This is a genomic window from Aliivibrio wodanis, assembly GCF_052920805.1.
In genome coordinates this window covers 1,375,061-1,390,677 of record NZ_JBREXA010000002.1, presented here as the reverse complement: position 1 = coordinate 1,390,677, position 15,617 = coordinate 1,375,061, and the positions used below count along the sequence as shown (strand labels likewise).

Annotated in this window: 17 protein-coding genes; 14 read left to right on the top strand and 3 right to left on the bottom strand. The window is 39.6% G+C overall.

Annotation, left to right across the window (positions count from 1 at the left end; translation table 11 throughout):
• The first annotated feature begins 161 nt into the window (after positions 1-161).
• The gene (locus tag ACU5DF_RS14295) at positions 162-758 is read left to right on the top strand and encodes a VOC family protein (RefSeq protein WP_446713355.1); all 597 of its coding nucleotides are present in this window, start codon (positions 162-164) and stop codon (positions 756-758) included.
• A gap of 79 nt (positions 759-837) precedes the next feature.
• Here the strand turns inward: ACU5DF_RS14295 and ACU5DF_RS14290 are convergent, their stop codons facing one another.
• From ACU5DF_RS14290 to ACU5DF_RS14280, 3 genes are all read right to left on the bottom strand, one after another.
• A complete protein-coding gene (locus tag ACU5DF_RS14290; RefSeq protein WP_446713354.1) occupies positions 838-2,094 on the bottom strand; it encodes an NAD(P)/FAD-dependent oxidoreductase in 1,257 nt (418 codons plus the stop codon).
• A 9-nt stretch (positions 2,095-2,103) separates the two neighbouring features.
• On the bottom strand, positions 2,104-3,171 hold the full coding sequence (locus ACU5DF_RS14285; RefSeq protein WP_446713353.1) for a methyltransferase: 1,068 nt from the start codon (positions 3,169-3,171) through the stop codon (positions 2,104-2,106).
• A 104-nt stretch (positions 3,172-3,275) separates the two neighbouring features.
• The gene (locus ACU5DF_RS14280; protein ID WP_446713352.1) at positions 3,276-3,851 is read right to left on the bottom strand and encodes a hypothetical protein; all 576 of its coding nucleotides are present in this window, start codon (positions 3,849-3,851) and stop codon (positions 3,276-3,278) included.
• Positions 3,852-3,992: 141 nt separating this feature from the next.
• Between ACU5DF_RS14280 and ACU5DF_RS14275 the strand changes: the two genes are divergently transcribed.
• The 13 genes from ACU5DF_RS14275 to ACU5DF_RS14215 are packed head-to-tail and all read left to right on the top strand — an operon-like array spanning position 3,993 to position 15,613.
• Entirely contained in the window at positions 3,993-4,712 is a 720-nt protein-coding gene (locus tag ACU5DF_RS14275) for a beta-ketoacyl synthase chain length factor (protein WP_446713351.1), read from the top strand.
• A gap of 3 nt (positions 4,713-4,715) precedes the next feature.
• Positions 4,716-5,513, top strand: a complete 798-nt coding sequence (locus ACU5DF_RS14270; protein WP_446713350.1) for a lysophospholipid acyltransferase family protein — start codon at positions 4,716-4,718, stop codon at positions 5,511-5,513.
• Positions 5,514-5,520: 7 nt separating this feature from the next.
• Positions 5,521-5,778 (top strand): phosphopantetheine-binding protein, encoded by a 258-nt coding sequence (locus ACU5DF_RS14265; protein WP_045101580.1) that lies wholly within the window; start codon positions 5,521-5,523, stop codon positions 5,776-5,778.
• 11 nt (positions 5,779-5,789) lie between these two features.
• Positions 5,790-6,041: an acyl carrier protein gene (locus ACU5DF_RS14260; RefSeq protein ID WP_045101581.1), complete on the top strand. Its 252-nt coding sequence runs from the start codon at positions 5,790-5,792 to the stop codon at positions 6,039-6,041.
• Complete coding sequence (locus tag ACU5DF_RS14255) at positions 6,041-6,601, top strand: COG4648 family protein (RefSeq protein ID WP_446713349.1); 561 nt, start codon at positions 6,041-6,043, stop codon at positions 6,599-6,601. The genes ACU5DF_RS14260 and ACU5DF_RS14255 overlap by 1 nt, the downstream gene beginning before the upstream one ends.
• A complete protein-coding gene (locus ACU5DF_RS14250) occupies positions 6,577-7,965 on the top strand; it encodes an AMP-binding protein (protein WP_446713348.1) in 1,389 nt (462 codons plus the stop codon). Before ACU5DF_RS14255 ends, ACU5DF_RS14250 begins: the two co-directional genes overlap by 25 nt.
• Before the next feature lie 11 nt (positions 7,966-7,976).
• Positions 7,977-8,351 carry a 3-hydroxyacyl-ACP dehydratase FabZ family protein gene (locus tag ACU5DF_RS14245; RefSeq protein WP_446713347.1) on the top strand — a complete coding sequence of 125 codons (375 nt, stop codon included), beginning with the start codon at positions 7,977-7,979 and terminating at the stop codon, positions 8,349-8,351.
• Position 8,352: 1 nt separating this feature from the next.
• Positions 8,353-10,044, top strand: a complete 1,692-nt coding sequence (locus tag ACU5DF_RS14240) for a glycosyltransferase family 2 protein (protein WP_446713346.1) — start codon at positions 8,353-8,355, stop codon at positions 10,042-10,044.
• Positions 10,034-11,569, top strand: coding sequence for an HAL/PAL/TAL family ammonia-lyase (locus tag ACU5DF_RS14235; protein ID WP_446713345.1), 1,536 nt, complete (start codon positions 10,034-10,036; stop codon positions 11,567-11,569). Before ACU5DF_RS14240 ends, ACU5DF_RS14235 begins: the two co-directional genes overlap by 11 nt.
• Positions 11,569-12,021: an acyl-CoA thioesterase gene (locus ACU5DF_RS14230; RefSeq protein WP_446713344.1), complete on the top strand. Its 453-nt coding sequence runs from the start codon at positions 11,569-11,571 to the stop codon at positions 12,019-12,021. The genes ACU5DF_RS14235 and ACU5DF_RS14230 overlap by 1 nt, the downstream gene beginning before the upstream one ends.
• Positions 12,014-12,634 carry a LolA family protein gene (locus ACU5DF_RS14225; RefSeq protein WP_446713343.1) on the top strand — a complete coding sequence of 207 codons (621 nt, stop codon included), beginning with the start codon at positions 12,014-12,016 and terminating at the stop codon, positions 12,632-12,634. Before ACU5DF_RS14230 ends, ACU5DF_RS14225 begins: the two co-directional genes overlap by 8 nt.
• A gap of 13 nt (positions 12,635-12,647) precedes the next feature.
• Positions 12,648-14,984: an MMPL family transporter gene (locus tag ACU5DF_RS14220; protein ID WP_446713342.1), complete on the top strand. Its 2,337-nt coding sequence runs from the start codon at positions 12,648-12,650 to the stop codon at positions 14,982-14,984.
• On the top strand, positions 14,984-15,613 hold the full coding sequence (locus ACU5DF_RS14215) for a DUF3261 domain-containing protein (protein ID WP_446713341.1): 630 nt from the start codon (positions 14,984-14,986) through the stop codon (positions 15,611-15,613). The genes ACU5DF_RS14220 and ACU5DF_RS14215 overlap by 1 nt, the downstream gene beginning before the upstream one ends.
• Positions 15,614-15,617: the final 4 nt, after the last annotated feature.

Genomic DNA, 15,617 nt, shown 5'->3' with positions numbered 1-15,617 from the left:
GTTAAACAGGAATGCTGTTGCATGGAAAGCAAAATAGTCGCTAATAATAGCAATAAAATAGGGGATATTTAATAGTTTCTGCTATTTTTTCTTAAGAGTCTAAACATCAAGTAAAGAGGTTGATACAATTCGGTTTCTCTTTTTACCGTTAGGTTGCCTTCATGTCATCGTTATTATTAAAAGAACAACAATTAGAGCCTCAGCAGTTAATTAATGCGTTACCTGTGTTTATGGATAGAATTCAAATATTGCTTGATGTGTTGGGACTCGATCTTACTGATTATCAAGCGGATCATATTGCTTTGCGAATTAATGATCGCGGTGTTGCTGAAGCCGCTCATCAAGCGTGGCTACAACAAGCGGAAGAATGGTCAAATAACGAGATCAATGGTCGTCCAATTATTGCACTAGGCTTCAATCAACCTTTAGAGGTTAGTAGTTGGTCTATTGAATGTTTAGAGTTACCTTATCCTGGTGAGAAAAGTTATCCGCAACAAGGTTGGGAGCATGTAGAGTGGGTCATTCCATGTGATGTTAATTCTCAAGAAGAATTTTTGGAATACGTATTGAAAACTTTTCCGGTGTTAGAAGAGAAATGGGATAACTTGGCCTCTTTAGACGTTAAAGTAAAACAGAGTTGCCCATCGGGTGATGCAGAGCGAATTGCAAATTATACCGTTGCTTTTAAATATCAAGGTGTATGTATTAAGTTGCATCCACATAGCTTAAAAGCGGTTATCGAGAGTGAGCAGGCATAAGGCTTGATATCTCAAAAATATAAAAGGCACCCAATGTAGAATTTGGATGCCTTTTTTAGGTATTTATCTATATGAAGATTTACTGAGCTAATGGCTTACATAATTCAGCAACCACTTTTAAGCGTCGTTCAGGTTCAGCCACAAAAGGATTCTCTTCATCCCACGCATAACCTGCCAAAATAGCACAGATCATCTGTTTAATTTTAGGGTTTGAATCTTCATGGAAGATAACATCTTGGAATGACCCTTCGTACCAGCCTTCAACATAGCAACGAAACGTATTTACGCCCTTCATTAGCTTATCTGAGTAATCAACCTGCCAATCAACCTTTTCTTGGTTAAATTGTTTAATCAATGACTCCGCAGCCAACTCTGCCGATTTCATCGCAATAGTTACACCAGAAGAAAATACAGGGTCAAGGAATTCACCAGCGTTACCTAAAAGTGCAAAGTTACGATCAAACAACTTGGTGACATTGGCTGAGTATCCCATGATCTCGCCACATGGATTTGGGTACTCGGCATTGACGAGTAATTGCTTGAGGTTGTTATCCTCAGTTGCTAATTGTTTTAATGCCTCAAGATTATCGTTAGGGTAATCAGAAAAAAACTCAGGCTCACCAACCACACCAAAAGAACAAGTACCATTGCTGAATGGAATTAACCAATACCACACTTGTGTATTGGTTGGATGTACAGAAATAAGGATTTTATCTCTGTCATAACCTTCGCTAACAATGTTATCAGTAAGGTGGGTAAAAATGGCTTTTCGTGGTGGTAAACAAGAAGGCTCTTCTAGGTTTAACAATCTTGGTAATACACGACCAAATCCACTTGCGTCCAAGATAAAATCTGCTTCCACTTGATAAGGGCTGCCATCGGCATCTAAAACTGAAAGTAGAGCTTTAGTTTGAGATACATCAACATCCGTAATTTCATGTTGGTAACGAATTTCGACACCTTGCTCTTGAGCACTGTCAGCCAGTACTTTATCAAAGTTGCCACGTTGTACTTGATAAGTTGTTCCTGCACCCTCTGAAAATTTGTCGGTAAAATCAAATGAAGTGAACGTACCATCAAAATGAAAAGCAGCGCCATCTTTATATTGAAAAGAAGCTTTCTCTACTGCTTCCAGCATTCCTGCTTTTTTAATTGATTCCATACAAGCAGGAAGCAGACTCTCACCAATTGAAAAGCGAGGAAATGTCGATTTCTCTAAAATAATGCAATCAATATTGTGTTTTTTTAATAATGCAGCAGCAATCGAGCCTGATGGACCTGCACCAATAATAGCAACTTGAGTGGATTCTAGGTTGATTGATTGTTGTGATAGCACAGGCAGCTCCTATTTAGCGCTAAGCTCAAGTAGTGTGTGGCCTAAACCAATATCATTCGTTTGTTCAGCAACCGTGAAGCCTGCTTCTTCAATAATTTCTAAGAAATCACTGCAACGATAAAAACGGCTGTTACCGTTCGCTAAACAAGTGAAGTATAAAGAGGTCGCATTTAGGCTGTATGACGCGGCATCGTATTTTTGCTCATCCCAAAATAGTTCAAGAATATAAACTTTTGCATCAGCAGACATTGCAGCACGAACGCGTTTTAGAATACTCAGAATTTCCATTGGAGAGAAGCAGTCTAAGAACTGGCTCATCCACCATACATCAGCGCCTTGAGGTAAAGGCAGCGTTTTATCCAGCATATTAGTAGGATAGCCGTTAATACGATCAACAAAACCTTGTTGCTCTGCATTTTTTAGTGCAATTTCGATCTGTTGTGGAAGATCAATAATGGTTACTTCAATATCTTTATCGTAGTTACAGCACTGTAATGCCCACTTACCCGTGTTACCACCTATATCAAAAAGACGCTTAGGTTTTTTGCTTAATACTTTTTCTAATAAAATAGGGAATGAACGGTCAGAATAGAAATGATCAAACTTAAACCAGCTCTCTTTTGCTTTTTCTGGCAATCGAGATAAGCCTTCATAGATAGTTGGCCAATCACCCAGTTCTTTCAAACCTGCAGGAGTGCCTTCTTGAATTGCTTCTGTTAGGTGCATCATTGCGGCGTAACACACATCAGCAGTGAAATCTAAATTCGCATTAGTCATTCCATCGTGTAATAAAAAGTGCCCAAGATTAGCAAGTACGTAATTTGGCTCGTCCCATGTCACAATATGTGCGCTAAGTGCCATATCAAGAAGAACTTTAACGCCATATTCAGACACGCCAGTCTCTTGAGCTAATTGAACAGCATTTAAGCCTTGATCATTTGCTTTATCTAGCGCGGCAAGAATACCAAGATCTCTGAGAGTACGAGCAGTTTGAAAAACGATAGGGGCAAAAGAGAGTTTTTGAGCTTCTGTTTTTGCTTCTAGTGCATTAAAAGGGTCATTTTTATATTGAGTCACGAAATTAACCATATTATTAGAAGATGAAAATGATCATATCAGTGGTTGAGTGTGAAACCTTGTTTAAAAGCAAGAAACCACTGATATTTAACAATAATGTTTAATTAATCAACAATGTTGGCTACGCGATTATTCTTAAACTCGACTCTGAACGTATTAAATCTATTTTTCCAATATAGCCATTCATCGCTATCTAAATCAGGTGTTTTATGTTCAGGAGGGAAACCAATTGCATATTTTATCCCTTCTTTAGTCATGCCTTTTTTAGCAATACCGTCTTTAATTCCTTGTTGATCTATCGCACTCAGTTTTTTTACTTTTGAAGTATTACATTCAGTTCCAAAATAATTACTTAAATATTTTGCAAAGTCTGGTGATGAGCGGTGTTTATCAAAGCTGTATTGCTTTTCCGTTTTATCAACTGTAAATGTTAATCGTTTATTTGTAGCATTAACAATATTCACTTTAGTACATAAAGGAATCAAACCTGCTTGTTGATAGTTAACAGAATAAAGTTTTGCTCGCTGTTCATCAGGATGAAGATTTACCAGAGTATAAACAGGTTTGTTGGTTTGAAATAAATCTTCGCCAGATTGTTTATCTGTCAGTGTCATAACACTTGCACAGCCAGATAAAAGAAGTAAGCCAGTAGTTAGCATTAGTGGTTTTTTAAATAGCATCGTTAGTCCTTAAATTATCTTTTTTTATATATTTTTACCGTATGCGTTATTGTTTTTTGTATTTGCGCCAAGTCCCTGAATTCATATATCCTATACGAGTAGGGTAACAAATTGTAATATTTTTACGACTAGATGGATATCATGGCATACGCAAATTTTAATATTATCGATTGGCACGCAATTTCGGCTGGAATAGAGACCAAAGCGGCTTGGCAACAGTGGCAAGAAGCTAATTTCACTTGGCCTGAGGGCGAGAAAGCCCCCGTCGATAAAATTCCCGCGATGGCTCGAAGAAGAATGAGCTCATTAAGTAAACTCGCAGTTCAAACCGCGCTTACCTTAGTTCAAGAACAAGATATTGATTATTTAATCTTTGCCAGTCGTCATGGTGAGTTAACCAGGACGTGTGCTTTATTAGAAGATATTTTAAAAGGCGAAGATGCCTCTCCAATGGCGTTCTCTCAGTCAGTACATAACACCGCCGCAGGGTTATTTACTATTACCGCTAAAAAAGCGATTTCAGTGACTTCAATTGCTGCAGGAGAAAATACATTTCATTCAGCATTAATAGAAGCGGCTGCATATTTGAGTGATAACTCGAATGATAAAGTACTTCTAGTAGACTTTGATGAACCACTTCCTTCACATTATCAAGAATTCGAACAACAAGAATATCAAGGCTATGCATTCGGGCTTATATTGAATGCAGGTAGTGAATACTCTCTACAATGGAACAATAAACCTGCAAATAAACATAATGAGATGCCTCATGGGTTGCAATGTATTTCTAAGTTAGTAGGATCGCACTCTCAATGGATGATCGAAAGTTCATTAACGCAATGGACATGGACGCATAAATAACTAATGACTTTGATTTTACGTATTGATAAATGTTGGCGAATCGTAGCTACTGGACTCTGTTTTTCTTTATTTGGGGTTGGTGCGCTTTGCTTAACGTTTATTATTTTTCCACTATTAACATTTACGGCGAAAAATACCAAACAACGTGAAGTTAGAGTACAAGCGATAATACAAAGAAGCTTTCTTCTCTTCTGTAAAACAATGCATTATAGCCGTGCAATAAGGTACCAATTTGATGGTGCAGAGCTATTACAAGGAGATAAGAATTGCTTGATTGTCGCTAATCACCCAAGCTTGATTGATTATGTTTTGATTGCTTCACAATTGAAACAGTGTGATTGCATTGTTAAAGCGGCGTTATGGCATAATCCCTTTATTCGAGGGATTGTGAGAGCCGCAGGTTATATTCCAAATAGAGAGCCTGAAGCATTTTTAGAAGAGTGCTCAGAGAAATTAAATTCTGGAAATGTATTATTGGTTTTTCCAGAAGGAACACGAACGACACCAGGTATTACCTCTAAGCTTCAACGTGGAGCTGCTCAAATTGCAGTACGTAGTGAAAGTGATTTACGTATTGTGCATGTGACAGTGACACCCAGTTTTTTAACCAAAGAAGCGAAGTGGTATCAAGTACCAGATGTCCGTCCTTTTTTTCATGTTGAAGTGAAAGAAAAGGTCGCCATCTCCTCTTTTATTGAAGGCGCTGATTCATCATCTTCAGCGGCTCGAAACGTGAATCGATTTTTAGATACAGCTTTGTATCCTCAAAATGAATTTAATACATCAAAAGAAAATAAGTAGGTCATTGATGCAAGCATTACACAACGAAATTAAACTATTAATTATAGAAGCGCTTAATTTAGAAGATATCTCAGTAGATGATATTGAAACTGATGCGCCGCTGTTCGGTGATGGCTTAGGCTTAGACTCTATTGATGCTCTAGAGCTAGGATTAGCAATTAAGAAGAAGTACAACCTAGTCTTGGATGCTGATGATACTCAAACTCGTGAACATTTTGCATCAGTAGTAAACTTAGCTGCATACATTACTGCAAATCAAGCGTAAGAGAGTAAAGCATGACAGATGTAAATAGAGAGCAAGTATTAGAGCAAGTAACTGCTGCATTAGTTGAGTTATTTGAAGTTGATGAAGCGGATATTACGCCAGAAGCTCAACTGTATACAGACCTTGATTTAGACAGTATTGATGCGGTTGATTTGGTTGTTCACTTACAAAAAGTGACAGGCAAAAAAATCAAGCCAGAAGAGTTTAAAGAAGTTCGCACCGTTGATGACGTAGTTAACTCTGTAGCAGCGCTGCTAAAATAATGCGTTGGCTGACGGTATTGTCAGCCATTGCACTGCTTGCTTACCCGCTAGCGGTTTACTACGGTCTCCACTTTGGTGGTATTACGACCGTAGCAGGCGTGCTAGCGGTGTTGTTTTTGGTGCGAATGGTTGGTGGAAAACAAGTTCCAATAAAAGAGCTTAAATACATTGCAATGATCAGTGGCGGAGCCGGGATTATTCTTGCTGGCTTAGGCTGGTTATTTCGATCTGAAGGCTGGTTTACGTTTTACCCGGTGATCGTTAACGTGGTGATGTTTACTGTCTTCTTTTGGACGCTATCTCAGCCTCAAAGCATGATAGAACGCTTTGCTCGCCTTCAAGAACCTGATCTGCCGCCGAGTGGCGTAGTCTACACTAGAACCGTAACCAAAGTGTGGTGTGTGTTTTTTATCATTAATGGTTCGATTTCACTCTCTACCTGTTTTTTAGAGATGAAAGTATGGATGTTGTATAACGGTTTTATTAGCTATTTACTGATAGGAACTTTATTTGTCACTGAATGGTTAGTGCGTCAATGGATAAAGAGAAAAGAAGTATGAGCTACACAGCACTTTCCCATCTTACCAATCAAGAAAGCCTAGCTCATAACGTGTGTTTTGATGAGCAGCACACTTATGTAAGTTATGAGCAGTTTCGGCATGACGTGCAACGAGTATGTGGTTATTTATCTCATCAACCAGAAAAAAAATGGGCATTATGTTTTGATGATAGTTATCAATTTTCCGTCTCTTTTCTGGCTTTAGCTCATGCTGGCAAACACATTATTTTACCAGGTAATCATCAGCCTGCTGCGTTGACTGAATTATCTGAGCATTTTGATGCTTTATTGCATGATGACATAATTCAAGTCATGCCATGCGAACATCATTGCCATTATCAAACTATCACCGATAATGTCATGAGCGTATTATCCCCGTTAGTGTTAAATGATATTCGCCTTACTTTATTTACTTCAGGTTCTACTGATACCCCAAAACCAATCGAAAAAACGTTGCAGTTACTGAGTAACGAAATCCAGCAATTGGAGCAGTTATGGGGTGACAAGCTAGACGCGACTGAAATTTACAGCACCGTTTCTCATCAACATATTTATGGTCTATTATTTCGAGTGTTATGGCCATTGTGTGCTGGTCGTGCGTTCTGTCGAACCAATTTCATTTATCCAGAGCAAATTTTATCTCATCAACCTGAGCATAAAAAAACACTCATTTGCAGCCCTGCATTATTAAAACGCCTTGCTGATCATGAAGGTCACAATCACTATCAAATGGTTTTTTCTTCAGGTGGTCCTCTTTCTATTGAAGGGGCTGAGCAGAGTGAAATTAAACTCTCTTTACGTCCATTTGAAGTCTACGGAAGCACCGAAACGGGTGGTGTTGGATATCGCCAACAAATAGAACCAGCCTCACTTTGGACCTTCTTCCCGTCTCACCAAGCTCGCTTAAATATTGAGCATTGTCTCGAATTGTTATCTCCCTTTATTGATGAGTCATTATGGTATCCGACCAGTGATTACTGTGATTTGTTGGATAATGGACAATTCATGCTAAAAGGGCGAGTCGATAGAGTTATCAAAATTGAAGAAAAACGCCTTTCACTGACCGAAGTTGAAAAGCGTTTGATGCAACTAGAGTGGATTGATGAGGCGGCTGTTATCCCAATGGAAGAAGCGAAACGTACCGTATTAGGTGCTGTTATTGTTCTTTCAGATGCAGGGAACAAATCAATACAACAAGGCTCTAAAGGTAAGTTTTGGTTAAAATTACGATCTGAATTAAGAGAGTGGTTAGAACCTGTGGGTATTCCACGTCGCTTTAGGGCGGTTAAAGAAATTCCATTGAATAGCCAAGGTAAGCGTCAAATGCACGATTTACAACAGCTATTTAATGATGTTAATGATTAAAAGAAGTACTCATGACAAAACGTAAACCGACAATTATTTCTACGCAAACACAGGCTCAAGATGATAATCAGCCAAGTGTTGTTATTACGATGCGTGTGGATGGTGATATTTTGGATTTTACAGGCCACTTCCCTAATCACCCATTATTACCAGGGGTCACTCAGGTAGATTGGGCTATTTATTATGGCCAGATATACCTACAAGCGAATTCTGTTTTCCAAGGTATGGAAGTTTTAAAATTTCAGGAACCAATCTTACCTAATGCAGAAGTTGAATTAGAGCTTCGCTGGGTAAAAGATAAAGAAAAGCTATATTTTTCTTTTAGTTCTAAACAAGGCGAGAGTATGAGTAAACACTCCTCTGGCCGAATTTTATTAGGACAATAATATGACAACCTTTCGTCCTTGTTTTCTCATTCCTTGTTATAACCACGGTAAAACCGTTCCAGCTGTGGTGAAATCATTAATCAGCTTTGGTTATCCAATGCTAATTGTTGATGATGGCAGTAATGCAGAAACAAAACAGATATTAGCGGATGTAGTAGCAAGTAATGATGGAATAACCTTAATTACGCTAGCTGAAAATCAAGGCAAGGGCGGAGCTGTAATTGCAGGGATAGAGGCGGCGTATCAACAAAGTTTCAGCCATGCGATTCAAATTGATGCTGATGGTCAGCATGATTTAGAGGCTTTACCAAAACTGATTAAAGAGTCACAAACCTACCCAACTGCTTTGATTTCAGGACAACCTATTTATGACGAGAGTGTGCCTAAATCACGTTTATATGGCCGTTATGTTACCCATGTTTGGGTTTGGATTGAGACGCTTTCTTTTGCTATTAAAGACAGTATGTGTGGTTTTCGCTCTTATCCAATAGGACCAACTATTAGCGTGTTAGAACGTGTAGTTATTGGTCGTCGAATGGATTTTGATACCGAAATCATGGTTCGCATGTATTGGAATGAGACGGATGTCCGTTTTGTTAATACTCGTGTTATTTATCCTGAAGATGGCATTTCTCATTTTGATGCTTTGTGGGATAACGTAAAAATCAGTTGGATGCATACAAAACTTGTTTTTGGTATGTTGCCACGCATTCCATCGCTGCTTCGTCGTCAACCAATTCAAGACGATCATTGGTCTTCACACGCCGAGCGCGGTACGATTTTGGGGATTCAATTTCTGCTCTGGATTTATTCAACGTTTGGTCGTGGCGTGTTTTCTGTATTGCTAAAGCCTGTGATGGCGTATTACTACTTACGTGGTGGTTCAGTAAAACAAGCGTCTGATGATTTTATTCAACAAGTAAACGCTTATGCTCGAATTAAAGGCATTACATTACCTGAAAAACTCACTCCTTATCGTCATTTGGTGTCATTTGGCGAAACCATGTTAGATAAGTTAGCAGCATGGCGTGGTGATTTCTCAGAGAAAAACTTAACCGTGCATGGCATTGAGCATTATGAGGAATTATTTAAACGTGAAAAAGGCATTGTTATGCTTGGCTCACATTTGGGTAATTTAGAGCTATGTCGAGCACTCAGTCGTCGTCATAAAGATTTAAAAATTAATGCGCTAGTATTTACGGAACACGCTGAGCGTTTTAATACTGTCATGAGTACAGTGAATCCTCAATCGGATATTAATTTAATTCAAGTCAGTAAAATGGGGCCAGATACCGCCATTTTATTGCAGCAGAAAATTGATGCTGGTGAATGGGTTGTGATTGTGGGGGATAGAACTTCTGTCACCAAAGAAGATCGTGTTATCTGGGCTGATTTCTTAGGTAAACCAGCACCGTTCCCACAAGGGCCATTTATGTTGGCGTCTATTTTAAAACAACCCGTTTATTTGATGTTTGGATTGCGTGACGATACACAAAAAGACTCACGTTTTGATGTGTATTTTGAACCGTTTTCTGAGCAAATTATTTTACCTCGTGGTAAGCGAGAAGAGGCTTTGCAAGAAGTCGTACAAAATTATGCCCAACGTTTGGAGCATTTCACATTAAAGGCACCATCACAGTGGTATAACTTTTTTAATTTTTGGCAGTTAACTGGAAAGAAAGATGACAACTAATTCAATTACATTTGGTAAGGGACGTCTGACGATTGAAGACGTTGTTGAGATTGCAAATGGTGCAGATGCACAACTTAATAATGCCGATGAATTCATTGCCAAAATAGATCGTGGTGTTGAGTTCCTTGAGCGACTTCTAAAAGAAGAAGGCGTTATCTATGGCGTAACAACGGGTTATGGTGATTCTTGTACGGTTGCGATCCCTATGGATTTAGTGGATGAACTACCATTACATTTAACTCGTTTTCATGGCTGTGGTTTAGGTGAAAATCTAGATGAACAACAATCTCGTGCGGTATTAGCCACTCGTTTGTGTTCTTTATCCCAAGGTGTCTCAGGCGTCACTCACGATTTGTTAAATCAAATTGTTACCCTAATTAATCACGGAATTTCACCGCGTATTCCTCAAGAAGGCTCAGTGGGTGCAAGTGGTGACTTAACGCCGCTTTCTTACCTTGCTGCTACCCTTATTGGTGAGCGTGAAGTTATCTATAAAGGTGAAATCCGCGCAACTGCCGATGTGTTTAAAGAGCTAAACATCACACCTATTAAGCTAAAACCAAAAGAAGGTTTAGCATTAATGAATGGTACGTCGGTAATGACGGCATTAGCGTGTTTAGCGTATAAACGTGCTGAGTACTTAGCACAAATGGCAACCAAGATCACAGCAATGGTTTCTGTTGGTATGCAAGGTAATGACTTCCACTTTGATGAAGCATTATTTGCGGTAAAACCGCATCCAGGCCAACAACAAATCGCTTCGTGGTTACGTTCTGATTTACACAACGAAACGCCACCAAGAAACAGTGATCGTCTGCAAGACCGTTATTCTCTACGTTGTGCGCCACACGTGATTGGTGTTCTTCAAGATAGCCTCCCGTTCTTACGTCAAATGATTGAGAACGAACTGAACAGTGCTAACGATAACCCAATTATTGATGGTGATAATGAGCGTGTTCTTCATGGCGGTCATTTCTACGGTGGTCACATTGCGATGGCGATGGACATGCTAAAAACAGCGGTTGCCAATATTGCTGATCTACTGGATCGTCAAATGGCACAGTTAATGGATTATAAGTTTAATAATGGCTTATCATTCAACTTAACTGGCGCAACCGGCGCTCGGAAACCAATTAACCATGGCTTTAAAGCGGTACAAATCGGTATCTCAGCATGGACAGCAGAAGCGCTTAAAGGCACGATGCCAGCAAGTGTATTCTCACGTTCAACAGAGTGTCATAACCAAGATAAAGTGAGCATGGGTACAATTGCTTCACGTGATTGTTTACGTGTACTTCAGTTAACAGAACAAGTTACGTCGGCCTCTCTATTAGCCGCGACTCAAGCGTTAGTATTACGTGAGAGACAAGGCGAGCTAAGCGATGACGAGCTAAGTGTGGAGCTAAAAACCATGCGTGATGCTGTGTTGTCTGAGTTTGAATTTGTAAATGAAGATCGTCCGTTAGAGCAAGACTTACGTAACTTTATTAATAAAATCCAACAACAACATTGGACGCTATACTAATGTCTAACTCTGTAGTTAATGCTGAAGAGAATACCCACGTATTAAGTGCAGAAGTGTTGATCACCACCGCCTTTCAGGATGCCGATCCTATGGGCGTGGTGTATCACGGTAACTATTTTCGCTTCTTCGAAAAAGCACGTCATGAAATGCTTGAGAAGATAGGGTATAGCTACCGAGATATGATGGCGTCAGGCTATGTTTGGCCCATCATTGACACTCGTGTGAAATATGTAAAATCCATTCCTTATGATCACACCATTCGCGTGGTGGCGACATTAACCGAATGGGAAAATCGTATGCGCGTAGATTACGTCATTTATGATGCAGACTCAGGCGTTAGAATGACAAAAGCTCACACGATGCAAGTCGCAGTTTCAATTGAAACTGAAGAAATGTGTTTTGTATCACCTCGTATATTTACGGATAAAGTAGAGGCTTACCAACATGCTTAATCGTCAACATCGCTGTGCATTATGGATTGCTTCGATCTTTTTATTGTTTAGCGTGAATAGCTTTGCTTTTGGCATTAGTGATTTACAACAGCAATTAGCACAATCGACACTGGTTCGTGGCGAGTTTCAGCAAGTTCGAACCATGCAGATGTTTAATCAGCCTTTATCGACATCAGGCACTTTTTTGTTGGATCATGAAAAAGGACTGTTGTGGCAACAAACCAAGCCATTTCCAATTAATTTAACATTAACTCAGAACAAACTTCGCCAGTCTATTAATGGTGAAGCTCAAGTAATGAATGATTCTGAGAACCCGATGGCTTTCTATTTTACGCGTCTATTCTTGTCTCTGTTTAAAGGCGATACCGATGCGATAAAAGAGAATTTTACATTGCAACTCTCAGGCGAGAAAGACGTTTGGACATTGCTACTTATACCAAAAATCTCACCAATTGATAGTGTATTTAAATCGATTAAAATTGAAGGTGGGCAGTACCTGAACCGAGTCGTATTAAGCGAAGTTCGTGGTGATGTTACTGAAATGGTATTTACTCAGCAATCCACTCAGCCAAACACCTTAACTGAAAAAGAGTTAGCTGCATTTGCCTTCTAACGGTATTAAATAGATGATAATGAAACCGCGTTTGCTGGCGTTAATTTGGTCATTGGTATTGCTGATGATCTTGGGTGTATTTGGCTATCAAACCAGCACCAAGGGCGCATTACCGATTGAAACTAATATTCTAGCGCTGCTGCCAGATAATCAACAAGATCCGGTTGCTCAACAAGCCTTTGATAATATTGCTAACACCATGAGTGATAAAGTGGTGTTTGTCGTACATCAAACGCAGGGCCAAGATAAAACACTGATTACAGCGGTTGATAATTTTAGCCAAGCCTTAACTGAATTGCCAATGTTTGATTCAGTGACGGCAACGGTGAGTGAAAATCAGCAGCAAGCGTGGGGTCAATACTACTTTCCTGCACGAGCGCAATTGCTAAGTGATAAACAAAAGCAACAGCTAACGGATAAACCAGAGCAACAAGTACAGAAAGTATTACATGCATTATACAATCCTTTTTCTGGTGTCACTGGCGCTGAGTTAGAGAGCGATCCCTTTTTACTATTTCGAGATTATTTATCTGGCTTGGTTCAAAGCTCAGGTAATATCCAAATCGAGAATGGCTACTTAACTGCCACGGTGGATCAACAGAAATACATAGTGATCACCGCCGATCTTGCCGGATCATCCTATCAGCTCTCTTTACAGCAACAATTACCTGATTTACTGACAGTAGAGCAGAAGATAGAAACTCAGTTTGATGTTGATATTCAACATACCGGTGTCATCTTCTATGCCGCGCATGGAACAGAAAGTGCAAAAGGCGAGATCAGTACTATAGGTTTAGGATCATTGATTGGTATTTTTGTACTGGTTTTGGTGGTCTATCGCAGTACGCTGCCATTAGCGTTAGCCCTATTATCTATAACCACAGGCCTATTCTGTGCTTATGTATTAACCATCAGTTTATTTGGTTCTATTCATTTATTTAGTTTGGTATTTGGTGCCAGTTTAATTGGTGTTTCGATTGATTATGCGTTTCACTTTTTAACCGATCGTTTAAATGCCGGAGCTAAGTGGAACTCTGTCGAAGGAATTAAACAGCTTTTACCTGCAATCACACTGGGCTTGATTACCAGTTTAATTGGCTATCTTGGCATGTTGATTGCGCCGTTCCCTGGATTACAGCAATTATCCCTCTTTTCTGCGATTGGCTTAACCGCTGCTTATTTCACCGTTGTGTGTTGGTATCCTGTATTAGCTAGTAAGCCGAGCAAGCACCATGTTATTCCTGCTCAACGAGCGCTAAGTCAATGGCTATTGGTATGGCAACAACCGCTGATCCGTTTAGTACTGCCATTCAGCCTTTTAATCGCTTCAGTATTTGGGGTAACACAGGCTAAATACGATGATGATATTCGCCAACTTCAAGCATTGCCTCAAGCATTACAGCAGCAAGAAAGAGAAATAAAAGCCATCACGGGCGTGGGTGGATCTCAACAATTATTGTTGGTCAGAGCAAAGACAGAAGAAGCGTTATTACAAAAGTTAGAGCGAGTGTCAGATAAGCTTGAGCAGAGTGGTGATTTTGGTGGATTCCAATCCATTAGCCGTTATGTGCCATCACAAAAAACACAGCAAGAGAACTATCTGCTTGTGACTGATTTATATGAACAACAAGCAGATGCTTATCAAAAAGTGATACAGCAAAAGCAAGCACTGTCAGCATTACAGCCGTATCAAGCTCTAACGATTGAAGGTTTTTTAGCATCCCCAATATCAGAGACTGTAGGGTTCTTGTGGCTTGGTCATATTGATGATGTATTTGCTTCAGTGATCACCTTTAATCAAGAAGTAGACAGTGCAACATTGAGTGAGTTTGCCAAAAATAACGACGCGACTTATCTCAATAAAGCCGAAGAGATCTCTACCTTATTTGCTCAATATCGCCAACGAATTACCGAACTGTTATTAATGGCATATGCAGCAATATTTTTACTTTTATTACCTCGCTATAAAGTGAAACAAGCGTTCTTAATTGTATTGCCTCCGTTTATCGCAGGTTGTGCAGGGCTTGCGGTGACAGTATTAACGGGTGTGCCATTAAATCTGTTTAATTTATTAGCGTTAATGCTGATTTTAGGAATAGGGATAGATTACACCCTGTTTTTTGCTGAGCAGAATAAACAAGGTGACGATTCTCATAAAGAAAGTACCTTATTGGCGATTTCATTATCGGCACTAACCACCATTCTTTCGTTTGGATTATTGGCATTAAGTGAAACCCAAGCGATCCACAGTTTTGGTATCACGGTATTAACAGGTATCATTGTCGCTTGGTTACTTGCACCACTAAGCCAATTAGCCCCTTCTCATATTCACAGTAAAAGGGATAAATAATGAAGAGCAAGCCGTTAACACTCCGTTATTTTAGTGTCTTTATTTTGTCGTTTATCCTTATGGGATGTGCATCAAAACCGATCAAACAGCCTAATCAAGTTGAAGTGGCTCAAGGAACTTTTGTTACGCTACCTCAGCCAGAGCAATACGGCAGTGACTTATCATTGAGCCAGCTGATCTCGGTTGAGTTTCAAGGAACTAAACAACAACTTCCTGTTCAATTGCAACTAACTGGCAATGATCTTGTTCTTGCCGGTTTTGCCTCATGGGGATCTCGCCTATTGAGTTTAGATTATGACGGGCTAACCTTAGAGACCTATGTGATGGCAGGGCTTGCGGATACGCTTCCGCCTCCAGAGCAAGTATTGTTTAATGTCATGATTACTTTGTGGCCACTGGATGCGTGGCAGTCATCATTGGATAGTATTAATTGGCAGCTAAGTGAAAGTGGAGATCATCGAGTACTACGTGATGCTTCGGGCAACATTGTTCTTGATGCGCGTTATGATTCAATCAAAGACAAGCTTAATGGTGATATTAGGTTAAGTAGTCCTCATTTGGGCTATGTTATAACCATAAAAACGTTTTCACATTCACAAGAAACACAAACTCAAAAGAATAATGGATAAATAA